This is a genomic window from Streptomyces katrae, assembly GCF_000717655.1.
Taxonomy (GTDB): Bacteria; Actinomycetota; Actinomycetes; order Streptomycetales; family Streptomycetaceae; genus Streptomyces; species Streptomyces katrae_B.
The window spans coordinates 37709-59632 of the sequence record NZ_JNZY01000018.1; the positions used below are offsets into that span (position 1 = coordinate 37709).

Here is a 21924-nt window from a genome sequence, read left to right on the forward strand (position 1 = left end):
CTTCCAACTCCCTACAGAGCTACTTGGGTTGTGCGTTCTTGCGGCGGTTCCCGACCATCTGGCCGGCGAGCACCACCAGCACCGCGATGACGAACATCGCCGTACCGATGACGTTGATCTGGACAGGCGTACCGCGCTGGGCCGAACCCCACACGAACATGGGGAAGGTGACGGTGTTGCCCGAGTTGAAGTTGGTGATGATGAAGTCGTCGAACGAGAGCGCGAACGAGAGCAGCGCGCCCGCGGCGATACCGGGTGCCGCGATCGGCAGGGTGACCCGTACGAAGGTCTGTACCGGGCCCGCGTAGAGGTCGCGGGCGGCCTCCTCCAGCCGCGGGTCCATCGACAGGACGCGTGCCTTGACGGCGGCGACGACGAAGCTGAGGCAGAACATGACGTGGGCGATCAGGATCGTCCAGAAGCCCAGCTGGATGCCCATGTTGAGGAAGAGGGCGAGCAGCGAGGCCGCCATCACGATCTCGGGCATGGCCATCGGCAGGAAGATCAGCGAGTTGACCGCGCCGCGCGCCCGGAAGCGGTAGCGGACGAGCGCGAAGGCGATGGCCGTGCCGAGGACGGTGGCGCCGATGGTGGCCCACACGGCGATCTGGAGCGACAGGGACAGGGAGCCGCACAGGTCGGCGACCCCGCAGGGGTCCTTCCAGGCGTCGAGCGAGAACTCCTGCCAGGCGTAGTTGAACCGCCCGGTGGGGTTGTTGAAGGAGAAGACCGTCACGACGACGTTCGGCAGGATCAGGTAGGTGAGCGTGCCGAGTCCGAAGATGACGACGAGATTGCGCCGGAGCCAACGCATCAGACCAGGTCCTCCGTCCCCGCTCGGCGGATGTAGATGGTGACCATGATCAGCACGATGGCCATGAGGATGAAGGACAGCGCGGCGGCCGTCGGGTAGTCGAGGATGCGCAGGTACTGCGACTGGATGACGTTGCCGATCATCCGGGTGTCCGTGGAGCCGAGCAGTTCGGCGTTCACGTAGTCGCCGCTCGCCGGGATGAAGGTGAGCAGGGTCCCGGAGACCACGCCCGGCATGGAGAGCGGGAAGGTCACCTTCCGGAAGGTGGTGGAGGGGCGGGCGTACAGGTCCCCGGCCGCCTCGTGGAGGCGGGTGTCGATGCGCTCCAGGGAGGTGTAGAGCGGCAGGATCATGAACGGGAGGAAGTTGTACGTCAGGCCGCAGACGACCGCGAGCGGCGTGGCGAGCACCCGCTCCCCCTCGGTCATCCCGAGCCAGCTGGTCACGTCCAGGACGTGCAGGGTGTTGAGGACCTCCACCACCGGGCCGCCGTCGGCCAGGATCGTCTTCCAGGCCAGTGTGCGGATCAGGAAGCTGGTGAAGAAGGGGGCGATGACCAGTACCAGCAAAAGGTTTCTCCAGCGGCCCGCCTTGAAGGCGATCAGGTAGGCCAGCGGGTACCCGAGCAGCAGGCACAGCACGGTCGCGGTGCCGGCGTACAGCAGGGAGCGCAGGAACTGCGGGTAGTACTCGGTGAGGGCGTCCCAGTACGTCTGGAAGTGCCAGGTGACCTGGAAGCCCTCCTCGAGGGAGCCGGTCTGCACCGAGGTGGAGGCCTGGTAGATCATCGGAAGGACGAAGAAGACCAGCAGCCACAGGATGCCGGGGAGCAGCAGCCAGTACGGGACCAGCCGCTTGCGCAGGGACGGCTTGTGTACCGGGGGTTCGGCCGCGACGGCGACCTCCGGCAGTGTGGCCGGGGCGGTCATGCGCCCTCCTCGACCGTCTCGATGCCCGCGTCGATGTCCTGGGCCGCGTCGAGGCCGAAGGTGTGCTCGGCGTTCCAGTGAAGGACGACGTCGGCGCCGGCGACCAGGCGGGCATCGCGTTCGATGTTCTGGACGTACACCTCCAGCTCCGGGCAGACGGGGCTGTCGATGACGAACTGGGTGGAGACGCCGATGAAGGACGAGGCGGCTATCGTGCCGCGGACCTTGTTGCGGCCGGCCGCAACGGTGTCCTCCTCGTCCGCGTGGACCAGGGAGATCTTCTCGGGACGCACCCCCACCAGCAGCTTTCCGCCGGCCTTGGGGGTCGTCGAACACCGGGCAGCGGGCAGCCGCAGCCTGGAGCCGGCCGAGCTGACCAAGACATCGGCGCCGCCGGCCTCCAGGACCTCGGCCTCGATGAGGTTCGAGGTGCCCAGGAAGTTGGCGACGAAGGTGGTCTTCGGGTTCTCGTACAGCTCGGCGGGGGCGCCCAGCTGCTCGACGCGGCCGCCGTTCATCACGGCGACCGTGTCGGCCATGGTCATGGCCTCCTCCTGGTCGTGCGTGACGTGCACGAAGGTGATGCCGACCTCGGTCTGGATCCTTTTCAGCTCCAGCTGCATCTGGCGGCGCAGCTTGAGGTCGAGGGCGCCGAGGGGCTCGTCGAGGAGCAGCACCTGCGGGTGGTTGATCAGCGCGCGGGCCACGGCCACGCGCTGCTGCTGGCCGCCGGAGAGCTGGTGCGGCTTGCGCTGGGCGAACTGGCCCAGCTCGACCAGCTCGAGCATGTCCTCGACCTGCTTCTTGACGGACTTGATGCCGCGGCGGCGCAGGCCGAAGGCCACGTTCTCGTAGATGTTCAGGTGCGGGAACAGCGCATAGCTCTGGAACACCGTGTTGACGGGGCGCTTGTACGGCGGCAGCTGGGTGACCTCCCGGTCCCCGAGGTGGACCGTACCGGTGGAGGGCTCCTCCAGGCCGGCGATCATGCGCAGGGTGGTGGTCTTCCCGCAGCCCGAGGCGCCGAGCAGGGCGAAGAAGGAGCCCTGGGGGATGGTGAGATCCAGCGGGTGCACGGCGGTGAACGAGCCGTAGTGCTTGCTGATCCCGGCGAGGCGGACGTCGCCGCCCGCGGTCTTGTCAGTCATGGGTCGCGGCCTTCGGTGGTGGTGTCGTCGGAAGGGTGCGGGGCGCGGGTGCCGGCACGGGAGGGGGTTCGTCAGGCTCCGATGAGCTTGGCGAACTTCTCTTCGTACGCGGTCTCTTCCTCACTGGTGAGGGAGCGGAAGGCGTGGGCCTTGGCCGCCATCGCCTTGTCCGGAATGATCAAGGGGTTGTCCGCGAGCTCGGGGTCGATCTTCGCAAGGTCTTCCCTGACGCCTTCGACCGGGCAGACGTAGCTGATGAACGCGGCCAGTTGGGCGGCGATCGGCGGCTCGTAGTAGAAGTCGATGAGCTTCTCGGCGTTGGCCTTGTGCCGGGCGTGGGCGGGGACCAGCAGGTTGTCGCTGGAGGTGATGTAACCGGGCGCCGGGATCGCGTACTTGATGTCCGGGTTGCCCGCCTGGAGCTGGATGATGTCGCCGGCCCAGGCCAGGCAGGCGGCGAGGTCGCCCTTGTCGAGGTCCGACGTGTAGTCGTTGCCCGTGAAGCGGCGGATCTGCTGGGTGTCCACACCCTTCTGGAGCCGGCCGATGGCCGTGTCGAAGTCGGCGGTGGTGAAGTTCGCCGGGTCCTTGCCCTGGTCGAGCAGGGTCATGCCGACGCTGTCGCGCATCTCGGTGAGGAAGCCGACGCGGCCCTTGAGGGAGGGGTCGTCGAGCAGCTGGGTGACGGAGTCGACCTTCTTGCCGCCGGTCGCCTTCGCGTTGTAGGCGATGACGGTGTCGATGCCGGTCCAGGGGTAGCTGTACGAGCGGCCCGGGTCCCAGTCGGGAGTGCGGAACTGCGGGATCAGGTTGGCGTAAGCGTGCGGGAGGTGGGAGGGGTCCAGCTTCTGCGCCCAGCCGAGCCGGATGATGCGGGCGGCGAGCCAGTCGGTGACGACGATCAGGTCGCGGCCGGTGTCCTGGCCGGCCGCCAGCTGCGGGCGGACCTTGCCGAAGAACTCGACGTTGTCGTTGATGTCCTCGGTGTACTTGACCTTGATCCCGGTGCGCTTGGTGAACTCCTCCAGCGTGGGGTGGGTCTTCTCGTCCTCGCTGGTGTCCATGTACTCGGTCCAGTTGGAGAAGTTGATCTCCTTCTCCTGGTCCGAGTGGTCGTCGGAGGCCACGGCCGTGTCGCCCGCGCGCTTGGCGGGCGGGATGCCGCACGCGGACAGGGAGGCCAGACCGCCGAGGGTGAGCGCACCGACCCCGGAGGCGCGCAGCAGTGAGCGGCGGGTGAGGGCGCCCCGCCCACTGGTGAGGCTGCGCCGCATCGCGGCGAGTTGCGCCGCCGAGAGGCGGTCGGGCTCGAACTGCTCCATGAGCTGCCCTTTCGGGAGGGGTGGCGCCGCTGGTCAGGCGGCCGGCTGCCACTCGGCAAAAGCCGTGAACGGTTAGATGCGGTCCCCGAAAATGGTGCGGTGCCAGTCCTTGGCGGCCACCGCGGTGTTGTCGTACATCACGTGTTTGACCTGTGTGTACTCCTCGAAGGAGTAGGCGCTCATGTCCTTTCCGAAGCCACTCGCCTTGTAGCCGCCGTGGGGCATCTCGCTGATGATCGGAATGTGGTCGTTGACCCAGACGCAGCCCGCCTTGATCTCGCGGGTGGCCCGGCCGGCCCGGTAGACGTCGCGGCTCCAGGCGGAGGCCGCGAGGCCGTACGGGGTGTCGTTGGCCAGCTCGATGCCCTCGTCGTCGGTGTCGAAGGGCAGGACGACGAGGACCGGCCCGAAGATCTCGGACTGGACGACCTCACTGTCCTGCGCGGCGCCGGAGACGAGGGTGGGCCGGTAGTACGCGCCCTCGGCGAGCTCGCCGCCCGGGATCTCGCCGCCGGTGACGACGGTGGCGTAGCCACGGGCGCGCTCCACGAAGCCGGCGACCCGGTCGCGCTGGGCGTGCGAGACCAGCGGGCCGAGGTCGGTGGCCGGGTCGAAGGGGTCGCCGAGGCGGACGCTCTCCATCAGCTCGGCCACGCGGGCGACGAAGGCGTCGTGCAGGGGGCGCTGGACGTACGCGCGGGTGGCGGCGGTGCAGTCCTGGCCGGTGTTGATCAGGGACGCGGCGACGGCGCCGTGCGCGGCGGCCTCCAGGTCGGCGTCGTCGAAGACCAGGAAGGGCGCCTTGCCGCCGAGCTCCAGGTGGAGCCGCTTGACGGTGGCGGTGGCGATCTCGGCGACCCGCTTGCCGACGGCGGTGGAGCCGGTGAAGGAGGTCATGACCACGTCCGGGTGGCCGACCAGGTGCTCGCCCGCGTCACGGCCGGCGCCGGTGACGATGTTGACCACGCCGTCGGGCAGGCCCGCGTCCTTGGCCGCCTGGGCGAACATCAGGGAGGTGAGCGGGGTGAGCTCGGCGGGCTTCAGGACGATCGTGTTGCCCGCGGCGATCGCCGGGAGGATCTTCCAGGCGGCCATCTGGAGCGGGTAGTTCCAGGGCGCGATGGAGCCCACGACCCCGATGGCCTCGCGGCGTACGTAGGAGGTGTGGTCCCCTGAGTATTCAGCTGCCGCCTGGCCCTGCAGCTGGCGGGCGGCGCCCGCGAAGAAGGCGGTGTTGTCGATGGTCCCCGGTACGTCGAACCCGGTGGACAGCTTGATCGGCTTGCCGCACTGCAGGGACTCGGCGTACGCGAAGTCCTCCGCCTGCTCGGCCAGCACGGCGGCCAGCCGGTGCAGGGCGTCCGAACGCTCACCGGGAGTGGCCGCGGCCCAGGCCGGGAAGGCCCGCTTGGCGGCGGCCACGGCCGCGTCGACGTCGGCGGGGGAGGCGAGCTCGTACGTGAGCACGTCCTCGCCCGTCGCAGGGTTCACGATGGTCTGCGACCGGCCGGAGGTACCGGACCTGAGCTGCCCGTCGATGTACTGCGCGCCGTCTGCGAAGCGGTCCTTGACCTGGAAGCGATTACCCATGACGCTCTCACGCTCTCCGTAGCTTCAGCTCGAATTGAGTGCCGATCCTGGCAGAGGTGTTCCCCACCGCCAAGTGATTCCGTTGTTGCCTTTTGATTACGCGACGGAATCGGTCGACCATGTGTCGAGGCACGTCCCAAATCCCGTACGAAGTGTCCGTGGCGACTGCCAGACTCGCGTGCATGGAGATGATCGACAAGTTGATCGAGCAGGTCAGCCGCGGTGAGCGGGTGAAGTACCTGCCGTTCTGGGGGCACCGGCCGCGTCCGGACGGGACCCTCGGGCCCAGCTGCATGAGCCAGTGGTGGCCCTCGGAGTTCACCGTGGGTGATGTCCGTTATGCCACGGCCGAGCACTGGATGATGGCCGGCAAGGCCCGGCTGTTCGGGGACGCCGAAGCGGAGCGCGCGGCCCTGGAGGCGAAGACCCCGGCGGAGGCCAAGAAGATCGGCCGGCTGGTGCGCGGCTTCGACGCGGCGATATGGGAGCGGGAGCGGTTCGCGCTCGTGGTGGAGGGCAGCGTGCACAAGTTCGCGTCCACCCCCCAGCTGCGCGCCTACCTGCTGTCCACCGGGAACCGGGTGCTGGTGGAGGCGAGCCCGATGGACCGCATCTGGGGCATCGGGCTGGCGGCGGACGACGAGCGCGCCCTGGACCCGTCGCGCTGGCGCGGCCTGAACCTGCTGGGCTTCGCCCTGATGGAGGCCCGCGACCGGCTGCGCACGAACGCCGTCTGACCTCGGCCGGGCGCGCTCCTAAATGCGTGGCGGGCGGCCGGGCGGGCCGCCTAACGTAGGACTCGTCCAGGTGCGCAGGCGAGACCTACTTCCACTGTTAATGGGGCGGCCGCGGGTTCGAGTCCCGTCACCGGCTTCGTGCCGGTGTAGCTCAGTTGGTAGAGCACCACGTGGTTTCGCCGACCTCGAACTCTGGACACCTGCGTCACGCACCTCCCGGTGCGCCGTGCTGCGGCTCCTTCTTTTGCAGAGAATTCCAGGCCGCCGCCACCTTGATCTCGGGAGGCACGCGTGCGGGACGCCCGGTGCGCAGGCGACGGTTACTTCGGGGACCAGGAGGTCGCGGGTTCGAATCCCGCCCGGCTGCGGCCGGTGGAGCAGCTTGGCAGCTCGCCTGGTAATAAGTCCGTCGCCGACTCCGATCTCGGGCATCCCGCACGTCACGCCCTCCCCCACGTTCCACTGAATTCGGGGGGATTCACCATGGCTCGCTTCAACCTGCGCGCGCCCAAGAGGGCTTCCGCGGCCGCGGGGCCCGCCTCGCCCGTGCGCTCCACCGGCCGCACCGCCAACCACCAGGGCAGCCGCGGCTTCGCCCGCGACCCGCGCTCCGAGCTGTTCCTGCTCGCCGTCGCCAACTTCGTGACGCAGCGGACGTTCTACGAGAGCGGCGGGGCCCGTGACGACCGGTTCTCCGCACTCGTGCGCCGCCTCGCCGTCGAGGACCCCGCGTGGACCGCCGGCCTGCTCGGCTGGCTGCGCACGGACGCGAACATGCGGACCGCCTCGCTGGTCGGAGCGGCCGAGTACGTCAAGGCGCGGCTCGACGCCGGAGCCACGGACGGGCCTTCGAACCGCCGGGTCGTGGACTCCGTACTGCGGCGCGCGGACGAGCCCGGGGAGCTGTTGGCCTACTGGACGGCGACGTACGGGCGGAACGTGCCCAAGCCGGTCAAGCGCGGTGTCGCGGATGCCGTCCGCCGGCTCTACTCCGGCAGCTCGCTGCTGAAGTACGACACCGCTTCCAAGGGCTTCCGCTTCGGCGACGTGCTGAACCTCGTGCACGCCTCCCCGGATCCCGCCAAGGCCTGGCAGGGCGAGCTGTTCCGGTACGCCCTCGACCGCCGGCACCACCCGGAGACGGCGCAGGTGCCGGCCGACAACCGCACCCTGCTCGCCCACCGGGAGCTCATGGAGCTGCCGGTCGAGGAGCGCCGGGCCGTGGTCACCGCGCCGGACGGGGCCGAGCGGCTCGCCGCCGCGGGCATGACCTGGGAGGCGCTGGCCGGCTGGCTCCAGGGGCCGATGGACGCGGCCGCCTGGGAGGCGGTCATCCCGTCCATGGGCGCGATGGCGCTGCTGCGGAACCTGCGCAACTTCGACCAGGCCGGCGTCTCGGACGCGGTGGCCGCGCAGGTCGCGGCGAAGGTCTCCGACCCGGAGGTCGTCGCCCGGTCCCGGCAGTTCCCCTTCCGCTACCTGGCCGCCTATCAGCACGCGCCCTCGCTGCGCTGGGCGTACCCGCTGGAGCAGGCGCTCGGGCACTCGCTGGCCAACGTACCGGCCCTGCCCGGCCGGACGCTGGTCCTCGTGGACCGCTCGGGGTCGATGTGGGCACCGTTGTCGGACCGCTCGCAGCTCAACCGGGCCGACGCGGCGGCCGTGTTCGGCACCGCGCTGGCGCTGCGCGCCGAGGACGCGGACCTGGTGCAGTTCGGGACGGACAGCAAGCAGGTCCCGTACGGCCGGGGCGAGTCCGTGCTGAAGGTGCTGGAGCGGTTCGAGGACCTCGGCGGTACCTACACGGCCGAGGCGGTGCGGCGGTACTACAAGGGGCACGACCGGGTCCTGATCGTCACGGACGAGCAGGCGACGTACCACTACGGCGGTGACCCGACGGCCCTCGTGCCGGACGAAGTCCCGGTGTACACCTGGAATCTGGCCGGGTACCGGGCGGGCCACGCGCCCTCCGGGTCCGGGAACCGGCACACCTTCGGCGGGCTCACCGATGCGGCCTTCCGCATGGTGTCCCTGATCGAAGGGGGCCGGGACGCCGACTGGCCGTGGGTGGCGTAGGCCCGGTAAGGGGGACGGACAGGCAGCCAGACGGAACAGGGCCGGGAGCGGGCGGCGTATGCCCGGTCCCGGCCCTGCGCGTCGTTGCCGTGTGCTGGGCTGCGCAGCCTGCGCGTCAGACGTTCTCGCGGATCCGCGTCCGCGAGGCCGGGCTGTCGAAGTCGGAGTCGCCGTCCGGGTCACCGAGCAGGACCCCGGCGATCACGAGCGCGATCATCAGAATGCTGATCAGGATGCTGACCGAGCCCAGGATGATCCCGGCCAGTGCCATCGGGCCGTTGTCGGCCTCGCCGCGCCTGGCCTTGCCGCGGCCCAGGGCGCCGAAGATGACCGCCGGGACTCCGAACAGGACACCCAGGTAGCAGGTGACCACGCCGATGATGCCGAGGACGAGGGCGGTGACCCCGAAGCCGTTGCTCTTCTGCTGGTAGGCGGGGTACCCGGGGTACCCCTGATAGCCCGGGTAGCCGTACGCCGGCTGCGCCGGCGGGGGGCCGGGATACGCGTAGCCCCCGGGATCCGGCTGCGCCGGGTACCCGTACGCGGGAGGCAGCGTCGGGGCGGGCTCGGGCGTGGGCGCCGTAGCCTGCACCGGCGCCGGCCCCGGTATCTGCGCCGGCGGGAAGTCGGCCCCCGGCATCCCCGCGATCGTGGGCTGGTCGTGCACGGACGGCGAACCCGGCACGCCCGGTGTGGCCTGTGGTTTGCCGAGTTCCACGGCCGGCCGCTCCGGCGGCGCCCACGGGTCCCTCGGCTCGGGGCTCTGATCGGTCATGCGGCGCCCCCCTCTCGTACGGCCATGCTAAGCGCTGCCGCCGACAGTCCCGGAGCTGCCTACGATGAAGCCCGATCTGTCCGCACCCGCGTCCTCCCGGAGGCTCCCTCATGCCCGACCTGAACCCCTTCATCGCAGGGCTGCCCAAGGCGGAACTCCACGTCCACCACGTCGGTTCGGCCTCCCCGCGCATCGTCGCCGAACTCGCCTCCCGCCACCCCGACTCCAAGGTCCCGACCGACCCCGACGCACTCGCCGACTACTTCACGTTCACCGACTTCGCGCACTTCATCGAGGTCTACCTCTCCGTCGTCGACCTGGTCCGCACTCCCGACGACGTACGCACCCTGACCTTCGAAGTCGCCCGCGACATGGCCCGGCAGAACATCCGCTACGCCGAGCTGACCATCACCCCGTACTCCTCCACCCGTCGGGGCATCGACGAGAAGGCCTTCATGGAGGCCATCGAGGACGCCCGCAAGGCCGCCGAGACCGAGCTCGGCGTCATCCTGCGCTGGTGCTTCGACATCCCCGGCGAGGCCGGCCTGGAGGCCGCCGCCGAGACCGCGCGCCTCGCCGTCGAACTGCGCCCGGAGGGCCTGGTCTCCTTCGGCCTCGGCGGCCCCGAGATCGGCGTCCCCCGGCCCCAGTTCAAGCCGTACTTCGACGCCGCCCGGGCCGCGGGCCTGCACAGCGTGCCGCACGCCGGCGAGACCACCGGCCCGGAGACCATCTGGGACTCGATCCGCGACCTCGGCGCCGAGCGCATCGGCCACGGCACCAGCGCCACCCAGGACCCGGAGCTCCTCGCGTACCTCGCCGAGCACCGGATCGCGCTCGAGGTCTGCCCGACCTCCAACATCGCCACGCGCGCCGTCACCGACCTGGACCGGCACCCCGTCAAGGAGATGGTGCAGGCGGGCGTGCTCGTCACCATCAACAGCGACGACCCGCCGATGTTCGGCTCGGACCTCAACAACGAGTACGCGGTCGCCGCGCGGCTGCTCGACCTCGACGAGCACGGGCTCGCACAGCTGGCCAAGAACGCCGTCGAGGCCTCCTTCCTGGACGAGGCCGGCAAGGCGAAGATCAGCGCGGAGATCGACACGTACACCGCCGCCTGGCTGGCGCGCTGACGCCTGCGGAGAATGGGGTCCATGCGCACCCTGACTGTCGTAGGCCACCGCGGCGATCCCTACCGTGTCCGTGAGAACACCCTGCCCTCGATCCGCTCGGCCTTCGCACGCGGAGCGGACGCCGTCGAGATCGACGTACGGCTGACCCGCGACGGGGAGGCGGTGCTGCTCCACGACGAGACGCTCCAGCGGCTGTGGGGCCATGACGTGCGGCTCGACGCCGTCACGGCCCCGCAGCTGAAAGAGTTGACGGGCGGTGGGATCCCGACCCTGCGCCAGGCCCTGATGGCGGCGGGTGCGGGCCGCGTGATGATCGACCTGCCGGGTGCGACACCCGAATCCGTAAGGACGGTCGTCGGCCAGGTCCGGGAGTGCGGGGCGCGCGACCGTACGTACTACAGCGCGGGGCCGCACTCCATGCTGGCCGTACGCGCCGCCGATCCGGGTGCCGAGATCGCGCTGACGTGGACCACGCTGGCGCCGCCGCGCCGGGTGCTCATCGACGCGGTGGCGCCGACCTGGCTCAACTACCGCTTCGGGCTGGTCAGCCGGGAACTGACGGACGCCCTGCACCGGGACGGCCTGCTCGTCTCGGCCTGGACGGCGGACACCAGGCGGACGATGCGCAGACTGGTCGCTGCCGGGGTGGACTCCGTCACCACCAACCGGGTGGACGCGCTGGCCGGCGTACGGGCCGAGTCCGGGCTGCCCGGGCGGTGATACGCGCCTGGGGGGAGCGGATCCGGCGGGCGGATCCGCGGTGGCAGGACCTGGGACTGACGCTGCTCGTGCAGGTGGCGACGACGATTCCGTTCGTCGTGCCCCGCGATCCGCTGGATTCGCCGGCGACCTGGCCGGCGTACTTGCTGACCACGCTGGGCAACGTGCCGCTGGTGTGGCGGCGGCGTGCTCCCGTGTGGGTGATCCTCGGGATGGTCGCCGCCGGCTCGGTGTACACGCTGGCGCTGGACGGCCCCGGGCAGCCTCTGCCGTACGCCCCGCTGATCGGCGTGTACACGATGGCGCTCCTGTGCCCGGCCCGGGTGCGGATCACGATGGGCGTGACCCTGACCGGGCTGATCCTCGCCTCCGTGGCGCTCAACACCGGGACGGCCAGGGAGCTGCTGTTCGCGCTGTTCGTCTTCGCGGCGGCGTACGCGCTGGGGCGGCTCCAGCACACCCGGCAGGCCTACACGGCGGCGGTCGAGGCACGGGCCGCCGAGCTGGAGCGGGCGAACCGGATCGAGGCGGAGCAGGCCGCGGCGCGCGAACGGGCCCGGATCGCACGGGAGATGCACGACATCCTCTCGCACGCCGTCAGCATCATGATCGTGCAGGCGGAGGCCGGTCCGGTGGCGGTGCGGCGGGCTCCGGAGCGGGCGGAGGCCGCCTTCGACGCGATCGCCGAGACGGGGCGGGACGCGATGGCGCAGCTGCGGACGATGCTGGGGGTGCTGCGGGCGGACGGCACGGCGCAGGCCGCGCCGCGCACGCCGCAGCCGGGGATCGAGGAGCTGCCCGGGCTGCTGGAGCGGGTCCGCGGCAGCGGGCCGCAGGTGGCGTACGAGCGGACGGGCGCGGTGCGCACGCTGCCCGCGGCGCTGGAGGCGACGGTGCACCGGGTGGTGCAGGAGGCACTGACGAACGTGGTGAAGCACGCCGGGGCCTCGACGGTGTCCGTACGGCTGGACTACGGGCCGCAGGCGCTCACGGTGACGGTGACGGACGACGGGCGGGGCCCGGATCCGGGAGCCGCTGCGGGCGGGCACGGCGGCGGGCACGGGCTGATCGGGATCCGGGAGCGGGCGGCGGCGCACGGTGGTACGGCGGAGTACGGACCCGGGCCCGATGGCCTGGGGTTCTCGGTCCGTGTCACCCTTGTAACCTCGCCGCTGGAGGTGGGGCGTTGACGATCCGTGTGGTGGTGGCCGACGACCAGGAGCTGGTGCGCAGCGGTTTCGCGATGATCCTGGACGCGCAGGAGGACGTCGAGGTCGTCGCGGAGGCCGGGGACGGCGCGGCGGCGGTGGCGGCGGTGCGGGAGCTGAAGCCGGACGTGGCACTGCTGGACATCCGGATGCCGGTGCTCGACGGGATCGAGGCGTGCCGGGCGATCTCGGCCGGGACCCCGTGCCGGACGGTGATGCTGACGACCTTCGATTCGGACGAGTACGTGTACGAGGCACTGCACGCGGGGGCGAGCGGGTTCCTGCTGAAGGACGTGCGGCGGGACGACCTGGTGCATGCCGTACGGGTTGTGGCGGCGGGCGAGTCGCTGCTGGCGCCTTCGGTGGCGCGGCGGCTGATCGAGGAGTACACGGCGGCGACGGCGCGGCCGGCGGCGGCCGGGGCGCTCCCCGCGCAGCGGCTGGAGGTGCTGACCGCGCGGGAGCGGGAGACGCTGCTGCATCTTGGGCGGGGGCTGTCGAATGCGGAGATCGCTGCCGCGCTGGTGGTGAGTGAGCACACGGTGAAGTCGCATGTGGGTCATGTGCTGGCGAAGCTGGGGCTGCGGGACCGGATCCAGGCGGTGATCTGCGCGTACGAGACGGGTCTGATCTCGGCCGGGAGCGGGGCCGGGAGCGGGGCCGGAGCCGCGGCTGGCTCTGGGGTATCTCCCTCTGGGGAGTGAGAAGGCGGTGGTCGGATCCCTCCCGCCGGTGAGTTGTCGTACCGGTGAAGACCCCTCTCGGTGGTGATCCGCGAACACCCCTCTGACCTGCAGCATTGAGTCATCGGGGCCACTGGGGCCCGGATGGTTCACAGGGGGGTTCCACCATGAAGGTCCGTACGCGCACACTGATCGCCGCTGCTCTGGTCCTGGGCGTTGCAGCCGGACCGGCCGTCGCCCGGGCGGCCCCGGCGCCCGGGCCGGTGACTCCGCCGGTGGCAGCGCAGGCGTCCCCGGGCGTCACGGCGACGCCCGTCTACACGACCCCGCCCGACGCGGCGGCGCTGCGGAAGGCGATCTCCGGCGTCGGGCCGGACAGCAAGGATGCGACGGCCGCCCTGGTCCGGGTGGGCGGTACGAGCGGCCGCTGGGCGGGCAGTTCCGGCGTCGCCGATGTCCGCACCGGACGCAGGGCCGACGACGGCGCCCGGTTCCGGGCGGGCTCCGTGACCAAGACCTTCACCGCGGCGGTGGTGCTCCAACTGGCCGCCGAGGGCAAGGTCGATCTGGACAAGCCGGTGCAGCATTACCTGCCGGGGCTGCTGCCGGCCGGCCCGAAGGGCTTCGAGCCCGTCAGCGTGCGGCAGTTGTTGAACTACACGAGCGGCATCCAGCCCGCCGAGGGCCCCGGGGACTCGTTCGAGGCGCAGTACGCCCACCGGTTCGACGTGGTCGACCCGCATGCGCTGATCGCCGAAGCGGCGGCGAAGGGGCCCGAGTTCCGGCCGGGCGAGAAGCAGCACTACCTCAACATCGACTACACGGTCCTGGGCGTGCTGATCGAGAAGCTGACGGGGACGACGTACGAGCAGGCCGTGTCCGCCCGGATCCTCGAACCGCTGGGTCTGCACCACACTTCGGTTCCCTCGCGTCGGGAGAACCGGATACCGGGCCCGCACCACCATGGCTACCAGGCGGTGCAGAAGGCCGGCGGCGTGACCTCGCTGGTCGACGTGACCGAGTGGAACTCCTCGTCCAACTGGGCCGCCGGGGACCTGATATCGACCACGGCGGACCTGGAGAAGTTCACCGAGGCCCTGTTCGGCGGCCGGGTGGTGCCGACGGCGCACCTGGAGGAGATGTTCACAGTGCCTGCGGTGCCGGACTTCGAGTCCGGGGAGGAGGCCGTGCAGACGGCGGGGATGAAGCGGTTCGTGCTGCCGGACGGCACCGTGGTCTACGGCAAGACGGGCTCCCGGTACGGCTACAGCACCGTGATCGGCGCGGCGCGCGATCTCTCGCGCACCCTCGTCTACTCCGTCAACTCCACCGACGCCAAGGGCCGGGACATGAACGAGGTGGCCTACGGGATCGTCGCGGCGGCCTTCGCCCGGTAGCCGTCGGGCGACAGGCCCTCGAGGCGCTTGATCATGCGGCGGAGCACCAGCAGGGGTACGACCCCGAAAACGCCGAACGACATGTCGATGACGCTCCACCCGAAGGGGATGCCCCGGATCGGGCCGCAGATCAGGGCCAGGGGGATCACGCCGACGCAGGCGATCATGCCGGCTTCGACGATCCAGATGTTGCGGACGGGGTCGCGGTGGACTCCGTAGAAGAAGACCGCGATCACCAGGTGGGCGAAGGCGAGCCAGTCGGTGCCGTAGAGGAGGAAGGGGTGGTCCGCGTCGGCCCGGTCCAGCCCTTCTCCCACCCGCCGCAGCCAGGTGTGGGACACGAGGGAGTTGGCCCAGTGCAATTCGCTGACCAGGGGGAAGGCGGTGAGGCCACTGAGCACGAGGCAGACGATGAACAGGACCAGCCAGGCACGGATCCGCCGCTGAAGGGCGCTTCTCTCGCTCATGGAAGGAAGCGTACGCCCGTTTCTGAACACGTTCAGCCAAATCTCTGAACGTGTTCAGTTCTGTGGCAGGACCGTGATCATTCGGCTCCGCCCGGCCCTCAGAGACCGACGATGGCGTTCCAGCGCTGGGCGAGGGAGCGGCGCTCGGCCGACGAGATGTCCCGGGCCACGACGAGCCGCTTGCGCATCTCCCCGTCCGGGAAGATCAGCGGGTTCTCGGCGAGTGCGGCGGTCTCCTTGTCCTCGGAACCGGCCAGCACCTCTCGGGCGGCCGGGACGGGGCAGACGTAGTTGACGGCGGCGGCGAGCTCGGCGGCCACCTCGGGGGCGTAGTAATAGTCGACCAGCGCCTCGGCGTTGACCTTGTGGCGGGCCAGGTTGGGGACGAGCAGGCTCTCCGCCCAGAGCTCGGCGCCCTCCTCCGGAACCACGAACTCGATGTCGGGGTTGTCCGCTTGGAGCTGGATGGCGTCGCCGGAGTACGCCTGGCAGGCCAGGACGTCGCCCTTGCTCAGATCGGAGGTGTAGTCGTTGCCGGTGAAGCGGCGGACGTGCTTCTTCTTCACCATGCTCTCCACCTGGTCGCACATCCGGTGGAAGTCGGACTCGGTCCACCGGGTGACGTCCACGCCGTCGCCCTGCATCAGCAGGGCGAAGGACTCGTCCAGACCCGAGAAGAGGGTGACCTTGCCCGCCAGGTCCGGGTGCCACAGGTCCTTGACGGACTTGATCTCCCGGCCGAGCGCCTTGCGGTTGTAGGCGATGCCGGTGATTCCCGACTGCCACGGGACGGTGTGCAGGCGGCCCTCGTCGAAGGCGGGGGACCGCAGCTGCGGGTCCAGATGGGCGGCCACGTTGGGCTGCGCCGACCGGTCCATCTTCTGGGCCCAGCCCAGGTGGACGAAGCGGGCGGCCATCCAGTCGCTGACCACCACCAGGTCGTGACCGGTCTCCTGGCGGTTCATCAGGGCCGGGCTGACCTTGCCGAAGAACTCGTCGTTGTCGTTGATCTCCTCGGTGTACCGGACCTCGATGCCGGTCTTCTCCGAGAAGGCGTCCAGCGTGGGACGGCGCTCCTCGTCCTCGTCATCGGTGTCGATGTACAGCGGCCAGTTGGAGAAGGCGACCTTCTTGTCCCGGTCGGAGCGGTCCGTGCCTCCCCGGCGGTCCTCCGGAACGTAGGCGGCGGGCACACCGCAGCCGGCGAGGGCCGCGAACAGGCCGGCGGCACCGAGGCCGCGCAGGGCCGCGCGGCGGGAGAAGGCGAGTTCAGGCATGGGCAAAGCCTCGGGGAACAGAAGGGGGCGGGCAATAGACACATTGTCTACTGCCCGCCCTCTCAAGCTCCTTCGGTGATCGACGCGATCTCCGTGGAGACCGATCAGCCGTCGAGCGAGGTCATCACGTGCTTGATGCGGGTGTAGTCCTCGAAGCCGTAGGCGGAGAGGTCCTTGCCGTAGCCGGACTTCTTGAAGCCGCCGTGGGGCATCTCGGCCACGAGCGGGATGTGGGTGTTGATCCACACACAGCCGAAGTCGAGGTTCTTGGACATCCGCATCGCGCGGCCGTGGTCCTTGGTCCACACGGAGGAGGCGAGGGCGAACTCGACGCCGTTCGCGAACTGCAGGGCCTGGGCCTCGTCCGTGAACGACTGGACGGTGATGACGGGGCCGAAGACCTCGTTCTGGATGATCTCGTCGTCCTGCTTGAGGCCCGAGACCACGGTCGGGGCGTAGAAGTAGCCCTTCTCGCCGACCTGGTGGCCGCCCGCCTCGACCTTGGCGTGCGCCGGGAGACGCTCGATGAAGCCTGCGACCTGCTTGAGCTGGTTCGGGTTGTTCAGCGGGCCGTAGAGCACGTCCTCGTCGTCCGGCTGGCCGGTCTTGGTGTCGGCCGCGGCCTTGGCGAGGGCGCTCACGAACTCGTCGTGGATGGACTCGTGGACGAGCACGCGGGTCGCGGCGGTGCAGTCCTGGCCGGCGTTGAAGTAGCCGGCGACGGCGATGTCCTCGACGGCCTTCGGGATGTCGGCGTCCTCGAAGACCACGACCGGGGCCTTGCCGCCGAGCTCCAGGTGGACGCGCTTGACGTCCTTCGAGGCGCTCTCGGCTACCTGCATGCCCGCGCGCACCGAGCCGGTGATGGAGGCCATCGCCGGGATGGAGTGCTCGACCATGGCCTTCCCGGTCTCACGGTCGCCGCAGACGACGTTGAAGACGCCCTTGGGCAGGATCGAGTCGATGATCTCGGCCATCAGGACGGTGGAGGCCGGGGTGGTGTCCGAGGGCTTGAGGACCACGGTGTTGCCCGCGGCGATGGCGGGGGCGAACTTCCACACGGCCATCATCATCGGGTAGTTCCAGGGCGCGACCTGGGCGCATACGCCGACCGGCTCACGGCGGATGATCGAGGTCATCCCGTCCATGTACTCGCCGGCCGAGCGGCCCTCGAGCAGGCGGGCCGCACCCGCGAAGAAGCGGATCTGGTCCACCATCGGCGGCAGCTCCTCGCTGGCCGTCAGGCCCAGCGGCTTGCCGGTGTTCTGCGACTCGGCGGCCACGAGCTCCTCCGCGCGCGCCTCGAAGGCGTCCGCGATCTTGAGCAGGGCCTTCTGCCGCTCGGAGGGGGTGGTGTCCCGCCAGCCCGGGAAGGCGGCCGCGGCAGCGGCCATGGCGGCGTCGACGTCAGCCTGGCCGGAGAGCGGGGCGGTGGCGTACACCTCGCCGGTGGCGGGGTTGACCACCTCGGTGGTCCGCCCGTCGGCGGCGTCCTTGAACTCTCCGCCGATGTAGTTGCGCAGACGACGCAGTTCGGTGGTCACTCCAGCCACACTCCTGATCACATGTCCAACGATTGAGACGATTCCCAATCTTAGCCCCTAGGCGGACGCTTTCGGCAGGGCCAGACGCCACGACCTACGAAATCAGTGAGATCCAAGTCCCCAGACAACGGATTTCATCGATTCCGTCTTGCGGAACAGACGACTCCTCGTGCACAGTGAGGTCGTGGTCAGTCGAAGCGCAGATTCCAGGAACAGACAACCGTCCCCTTCGGTCGATGCTGTGTCCCTGGCGATCATCGAGCAACTGCAGGAGGACGGGCGCCGTCCCTACGCAGCGATCGGCAAGGCCGTCGGCCTGTCGGAGGCAGCCGTTCGCCAGCGCGTGCAGAAGCTGCTCGACCAGGGCGTCATGCAGATCGTCGCCGTCACCGACCCGCTCACCGTGGGCCTGCGACGCCAGGCCATGGTCGGCATCAACGTCGAGGGCGACCTCGACCCGGTGGCCGACGCACTGACCCAGATGGCCGAGTGCGAGTACGTGGTCATGACCGCGGGCTCGTTCGACCTGATGGTGGAGATCGTCTGCGAGGACGACGACCACCTGCTGGAGACGATCAACAAGAAGATCCGCGCGCTCCCCGGCGTGCGATCAACCGAAAGCTTCGTTTATCTGAAGCTGAAGAAGCAGACCTACATGTGGGGAACTCGATAGCCCGTGAGCCAGGACCTCTCCAAGACCGCGTACGACCACCTGTGGATGCACTTCACCCGCATGTCGTCGTACGAGAACTCCCCCGTCCCCACCATCGTGCGGGGTGAGGGCACCTACATCTTCGACGACAAGGGCAAGCGCTACCTGGACGGTCTCGCCGGACTGTTCGTGGTCAACGCCGGTCACGGCCGCAAGGAACTGGCCGAGGTAGCCTACAAGCAGGCCCAGGAACTCGCCTTCTTCCCCATCTGGTCCTACGCGCACCCGCAGGCCGTCGAGCTGGCCGAGCGCCTCGCCGGCTACGCTCCCGGCGACCTGAACAAGGTCTTCTTCACCACCGGCGGCGGCGAGGCCGTCGAGACCGCGTGGAAGCTCGCCAAGCAGTACTTCAAGCTGCAGGGCAAGCACACCAAGTACAAGGTCATCTCCCGCGCGGTCGCCTACCACGGCACCCCACAGGGCGCGTTGTCCATCACCGGCCTGCCGGCCCTGAAGGCCCCCTTCGAGCCGCTGGTGCCCGGCGCGCACAAGGTCCCGAACACCAACATCTACCGCGCCCCGATCTACGGCGACGACCCCGAGGCCTTCGGCCGCTGGTGCGCCGACCAGATCGAGCAGGAGATCCTGTTCGAAGGCGCCGACACCGTCGCCGCCGTCTTCCTCGAGCCGGTGCAGAACGCCGGCGGCTGCTTCCCGCCGCCGCCCGGGTACTTCCAGCGGGTCCGCGAGATCTGCGACGAGTACGACGTGCTCCTCGTCTCCGACGAGACGATCTGCGCCTTCGGCCGCCTCGGCACGATGTTCGCCTGTGACAAGTTCGACTACGTCCCGGACATGATCACCTGCGCCAAGGGCATGACCTCGGGCTACTCCCCGATCGGTGCCTGCATCGTCTCGGACCGCATCGCCGAACCGTTCTACAAGGGCGGCAACACCTTCCTGCACGGCTACACCTTCGGCGGGCACCCGGTGTCCTCCGCGGTGGCGCTCGCCAACCTCGACATCTTCGACAAGGAAGGCCTCAACCAGCACGTGCTGGACAACGAGGACGCCTTCTTCTCGACGCTGAAGAAGCTGCACGACCTGCCGATCGTCGGCGACGTCCGCGGCAACGGATTCTTCTACGGCATCGAGCTCGTCAAGGACAAGGTCACCAAGGAGTCCTTCACGGACGAGGAGACCGAGCGCGTGCTCTACGGCTTCCTCTCCAAGGCGCTCTTCGAGAACGGCCTGTACTGCCGTGCCGACGACCGTGGCGACCCGGTCATCCAGCTGGCCCCGCCGCTGATCGCGGACCAGGGCACCTTCGACGAGATCGAAGGCATCCTGCGCTCGGTGCTCACCGAGGCGTGGACCAAGCTGTAAAGAGCAGCACGGCGCGAAGAGCAGTAAAGCGCGGCGAAGAGCAGTAAACAGTCCGAAACCACACGGCCCGGATCCCCCGTTCGAGTGAGAACGCGGGGGTCCGGGCCGTGTGCTGTCACCATCCAAGACGTTCATCTCTTTACATCTCAGTACGGCGCCAGTGACCGAACCGGTTCCGCTTCGTTCCCCGGACGGAGGTGTACGCCATGGTGGCTCCACCGGACAACGCCCCACCGGACAATGACGTCCTCTGGGCACGGTCCGTTCACTACTCCCACTGGGGTTCCCCCCGGACGAAGTCCGGGGGAGGTTCACCCGCCCTCATCGGGGTCTCGGTCGGCGTCCGCGCGGGCGAGATCCTGGCGCTGACCGGCCCGCGCGGCAGTGGGAAGACCACGCTGCTGCGCTGCCTGGCCGGACACGTGGTGCCCGAGCAGGGCGAGATCTGGTTCAACAGCGTGCCCGTCCACACCATGGGTGCGCAGGCCCGCGAACGGCTGCGCCGTGACCGGTTCGGCTGGATCGGCCCCGATCCCCTGCTGCTGCCCGAGCTCAAGGTCTGGGAGAACGCCGCCCTGCCCCTGCTGATCGCCGGCGCCTCCCACCGCACGGCCAAGGCCGCCGCCTGCGAATGGCTGGACCGCCTCGACATCGGCGGCTTCGCCCGCAAGCGCCCCCGCGCCCTGACCCGCGCCGAATCCCAGCGGGTCGCCCTCGCCCGGGCCCTGGTCAACGAGCCCGACGTGGTCTTCGCCGACGAACCCACCGCCCCGCTGCACCGCACGGAGCGCGCCCTGCTGCTCCGTACGCTCACCACCGCGGCACGCTCGCACGAGATCACCGTGGTGCTGGCCACGCACGACGAGGAGTCCGCAGCCGTCGCCGACCGCCGGGTCGCGCTGCTCGACGGCCGCCCCGCCGCGGCCGCCGTCGGCGGTCCGTCCGACGAGACCCCGGAGGGCCAGGCCGCGTGCTCGCTCTCCGCCTAGCCCGCGGCTCCGGCCCGCTCGTCCAGCTGCGCCGGCTGCTGGTCGCCGCAGCCTGCGCCGGCACCGGTTTCCTCCTGCTGTACGTGCTGACCGAGGCCACTGCCCGGCCTGCCGGATCGTTCCCGCGCCTGCTGTGGGCCCTGGTCCCGCTCGCGGTCACCGTGCAGCTCGCCATCGCCGTCGCACGGACCGACCCCGCGACCCGGCCCCGCGAGGGGATGGACGCCGTCGGGCTGGGCCCCGTACGGCGCACCCTCGTCGCGGCGGTCTCCACCGCCGTCTCGTGCACCCTGGGCAGCGCCATGGCCCTGGCCGCCTTCCTCCACCTGCGGGGCGACCTCACCGGCCTGCCCTTCGACGGGGCCGGGGCCCGGCTGCTGCACGCCGACCGGCCGCTGCCCGTGGCGGCCGCCCTCACCCTGCTGGCCCTGGTGCCGCTGGCCGCCTCGGCCGCCACGGCCCTCGCCCTGCGCCCGCACCCCCCGCTGGCCCCGCAGACCGGCCTGCCCTGGGGCATCGCGCTCACCGCCTGCGCACTGGCGGTCGAGGCGTACACCGGCCTCGGCGGAGTCGGCATGCCGGCCGGCTGGGCACTCACCGCCATCGGGCTCTCGCTCGCCGGCCCGGGCCTCGCCTACGCCTGCGGAGCCCTAGTACAGGCGGTCCGCCCGGGCGCCGTGCGGCTGCTGGCCGGGCGGACCCTCCAGGAGGAGGCGCCCCGACTGGGCCGCCCGCTCGGCCTGTTGTGCGCGGTCGGCGCGGGCGCCCTCACCACCGCTGCCCTGCGCGACCGGGGCGGCTTCCCCGTCCCGCTGGGTCCCCTGACCGGGCCGGCCTGCGCCCTGGTCGCGCTGTGCGTGACCGCGACCCTGCTCACCTGCGCCGTCGAGGTCCGCCAGAACCGCTCCGACGCCCGCGCGAGCCTGCGCGACCTGGGCACTCCGGGCACGGTCCTGCGTACGGCCGCGACCCTGCGGGCCACCGCGCTGACAGCCGTGTGCGTACCGGTCGTATGGGGTGTGGCGGAGCTGACGTCGCTTGCGTTGACCCGCTGACACGGGCAGCCCTTAGGGT

At 70.2% G+C, this 21924-nt stretch carries 20 protein-coding genes; 11 read left to right on the top strand and 9 right to left on the bottom strand.

Annotated elements, in window-relative coordinates; genetic code table 11:
• Positions 1 to 19: 19 nt before the first annotated feature.
• From IF09_RS0122265 to IF09_RS0122285, 5 genes are all read right to left on the bottom strand, one after another.
• On the bottom strand, positions 20 to 814 hold the full coding sequence (locus IF09_RS0122265; protein ID WP_030298366.1) for an ABC transporter permease: 795 nt from the start codon (positions 812 to 814) through the stop codon (positions 20 to 22).
• Positions 814 to 1743 (bottom strand): ABC transporter permease, encoded by a 930-nt coding sequence (locus IF09_RS0122270; protein ID WP_030298368.1) that lies wholly within the window; start codon positions 1741 to 1743, stop codon positions 814 to 816. Before IF09_RS0122270 ends, IF09_RS0122265 begins: the two co-directional genes overlap by 1 nt.
• Entirely contained in the window at positions 1740 to 2891 is a 1152-nt protein-coding gene (locus tag IF09_RS0122275) for an ABC transporter ATP-binding protein (protein ID WP_030298370.1), read from the bottom strand. The genes IF09_RS0122270 and IF09_RS0122275 overlap by 4 nt, the downstream gene beginning before the upstream one ends.
• 71 nt (positions 2892 to 2962) lie before the next feature.
• Positions 2963 to 4213 carry a polyamine ABC transporter substrate-binding protein gene (locus IF09_RS0122280; RefSeq protein ID WP_030298372.1) on the bottom strand — a complete coding sequence of 417 codons (1251 nt, stop codon included), beginning with the start codon at positions 4211 to 4213 and terminating at the stop codon, positions 2963 to 2965.
• 72 nt (positions 4214 to 4285) lie between these two features.
• Positions 4286 to 5803, bottom strand: coding sequence for a gamma-aminobutyraldehyde dehydrogenase (locus IF09_RS0122285; RefSeq protein ID WP_030298374.1), 1518 nt, complete (start codon positions 5801 to 5803; stop codon positions 4286 to 4288).
• A 182-nt stretch (positions 5804 to 5985) separates the two neighbouring features.
• On the opposite strand from IF09_RS0122285, the gene IF09_RS0122290 reads away from it, so the two are divergent.
• Entirely contained in the window at positions 5986 to 6540 is a 555-nt protein-coding gene (locus tag IF09_RS0122290) for an NADAR family protein (RefSeq protein ID WP_037635686.1), read from the top strand.
• A 483-nt stretch (positions 6541 to 7023) separates the two neighbouring features.
• Positions 7024 to 8616 carry a TROVE domain-containing protein gene (locus IF09_RS0122295; protein WP_030298378.1) on the top strand — a complete coding sequence of 531 codons (1593 nt, stop codon included), beginning with the start codon at positions 7024 to 7026 and terminating at the stop codon, positions 8614 to 8616.
• A gap of 115 nt (positions 8617 to 8731) precedes the next feature.
• Here IF09_RS0122295 and IF09_RS0122300 read toward each other — a convergent pair whose 3' ends face one another.
• Positions 8732 to 9391 carry a DUF4190 domain-containing protein gene (locus tag IF09_RS0122300; RefSeq protein ID WP_030298380.1) on the bottom strand — a complete coding sequence of 220 codons (660 nt, stop codon included), beginning with the start codon at positions 9389 to 9391 and terminating at the stop codon, positions 8732 to 8734.
• 110 nt (positions 9392 to 9501) lie between these two features.
• Here IF09_RS0122300 and IF09_RS0122305 point away from each other — a divergent pair, with 110 nt between their 5' ends.
• The 5 genes from IF09_RS0122305 to IF09_RS0122325 all read left to right on the top strand — a co-directional run bounded on the left by IF09_RS0122305 (position 9502) and on the right by IF09_RS0122325 (position 14535).
• Complete coding sequence (locus IF09_RS0122305) at positions 9502 to 10527, top strand: adenosine deaminase (protein WP_030298382.1); 1026 nt, start codon at positions 9502 to 9504, stop codon at positions 10525 to 10527.
• 12 nt (positions 10528 to 10539) lie between these two features.
• Complete coding sequence (locus IF09_RS0122310) at positions 10540 to 11247, top strand: glycerophosphodiester phosphodiesterase (protein WP_030298384.1); 708 nt, start codon at positions 10540 to 10542, stop codon at positions 11245 to 11247.
• Positions 11244 to 12437 (top strand): sensor histidine kinase, encoded by a 1194-nt coding sequence (locus tag IF09_RS0122315; RefSeq protein ID WP_199920465.1) that lies wholly within the window; start codon positions 11244 to 11246, stop codon positions 12435 to 12437. Before IF09_RS0122310 ends, IF09_RS0122315 begins: the two co-directional genes overlap by 4 nt.
• Positions 12434 to 13159 carry a response regulator transcription factor gene (locus IF09_RS0122320; RefSeq protein ID WP_030298387.1) on the top strand — a complete coding sequence of 242 codons (726 nt, stop codon included), beginning with the start codon at positions 12434 to 12436 and terminating at the stop codon, positions 13157 to 13159. Before IF09_RS0122315 ends, IF09_RS0122320 begins: the two co-directional genes overlap by 4 nt.
• Positions 13160 to 13305: 146 nt before the next feature.
• Positions 13306 to 14535, top strand: a complete 1230-nt coding sequence (locus IF09_RS0122325; protein WP_030298389.1) for a serine hydrolase domain-containing protein — start codon at positions 13306 to 13308, stop codon at positions 14533 to 14535.
• Here the strand turns inward: IF09_RS0122325 and IF09_RS0122330 are convergent.
• The 3 genes from IF09_RS0122330 to IF09_RS0122340 all read right to left on the bottom strand — a co-directional run bounded on the left by IF09_RS0122330 (position 14502) and on the right by IF09_RS0122340 (position 17823).
• Positions 14502 to 15002 carry a hypothetical protein gene (locus IF09_RS0122330; protein WP_030298391.1) on the bottom strand — a complete coding sequence of 167 codons (501 nt, stop codon included), beginning with the start codon at positions 15000 to 15002 and terminating at the stop codon, positions 14502 to 14504. The genes IF09_RS0122325 and IF09_RS0122330 overlap by 34 nt on opposite strands.
• A 98-nt stretch (positions 15003 to 15100) precedes the next feature.
• On the bottom strand, positions 15101 to 16279 hold the full coding sequence (locus IF09_RS0122335) for an ABC transporter substrate-binding protein (protein WP_030298393.1): 1179 nt from the start codon (positions 16277 to 16279) through the stop codon (positions 15101 to 15103).
• 104 nt (positions 16280 to 16383) lie between these two features.
• Entirely contained in the window at positions 16384 to 17823 is a 1440-nt protein-coding gene (locus IF09_RS0122340) for a gamma-aminobutyraldehyde dehydrogenase (protein ID WP_030298394.1), read from the bottom strand.
• Positions 17824 to 17992: 169 nt separating this feature from the next.
• Here IF09_RS0122340 and IF09_RS0122345 point away from each other — a divergent pair, with 169 nt between their 5' ends.
• From IF09_RS0122345 to IF09_RS0122360, 4 genes are all read left to right on the top strand, one after another.
• Positions 17993 to 18496: an Lrp/AsnC family transcriptional regulator gene (locus IF09_RS0122345; RefSeq protein ID WP_030298396.1), complete on the top strand. Its 504-nt coding sequence runs from the start codon at positions 17993 to 17995 to the stop codon at positions 18494 to 18496.
• 3 nt (positions 18497 to 18499) lie between these two features.
• Entirely contained in the window at positions 18500 to 19861 is a 1362-nt protein-coding gene (locus IF09_RS0122350; protein WP_030298399.1) for an aspartate aminotransferase family protein, read from the top strand.
• 206 nt (positions 19862 to 20067) lie between these two features.
• Positions 20068 to 20850, top strand: coding sequence for an ABC transporter ATP-binding protein (locus tag IF09_RS0122355; RefSeq protein ID WP_030298400.1), 783 nt, complete (start codon positions 20068 to 20070; stop codon positions 20848 to 20850).
• Positions 20832 to 21905: a hypothetical protein gene (locus IF09_RS0122360; protein WP_030298402.1), complete on the top strand. Its 1074-nt coding sequence runs from the start codon at positions 20832 to 20834 to the stop codon at positions 21903 to 21905. The genes IF09_RS0122355 and IF09_RS0122360 overlap by 19 nt, the downstream gene beginning before the upstream one ends.
• Positions 21906 to 21924: the final 19 nt, after the last annotated feature.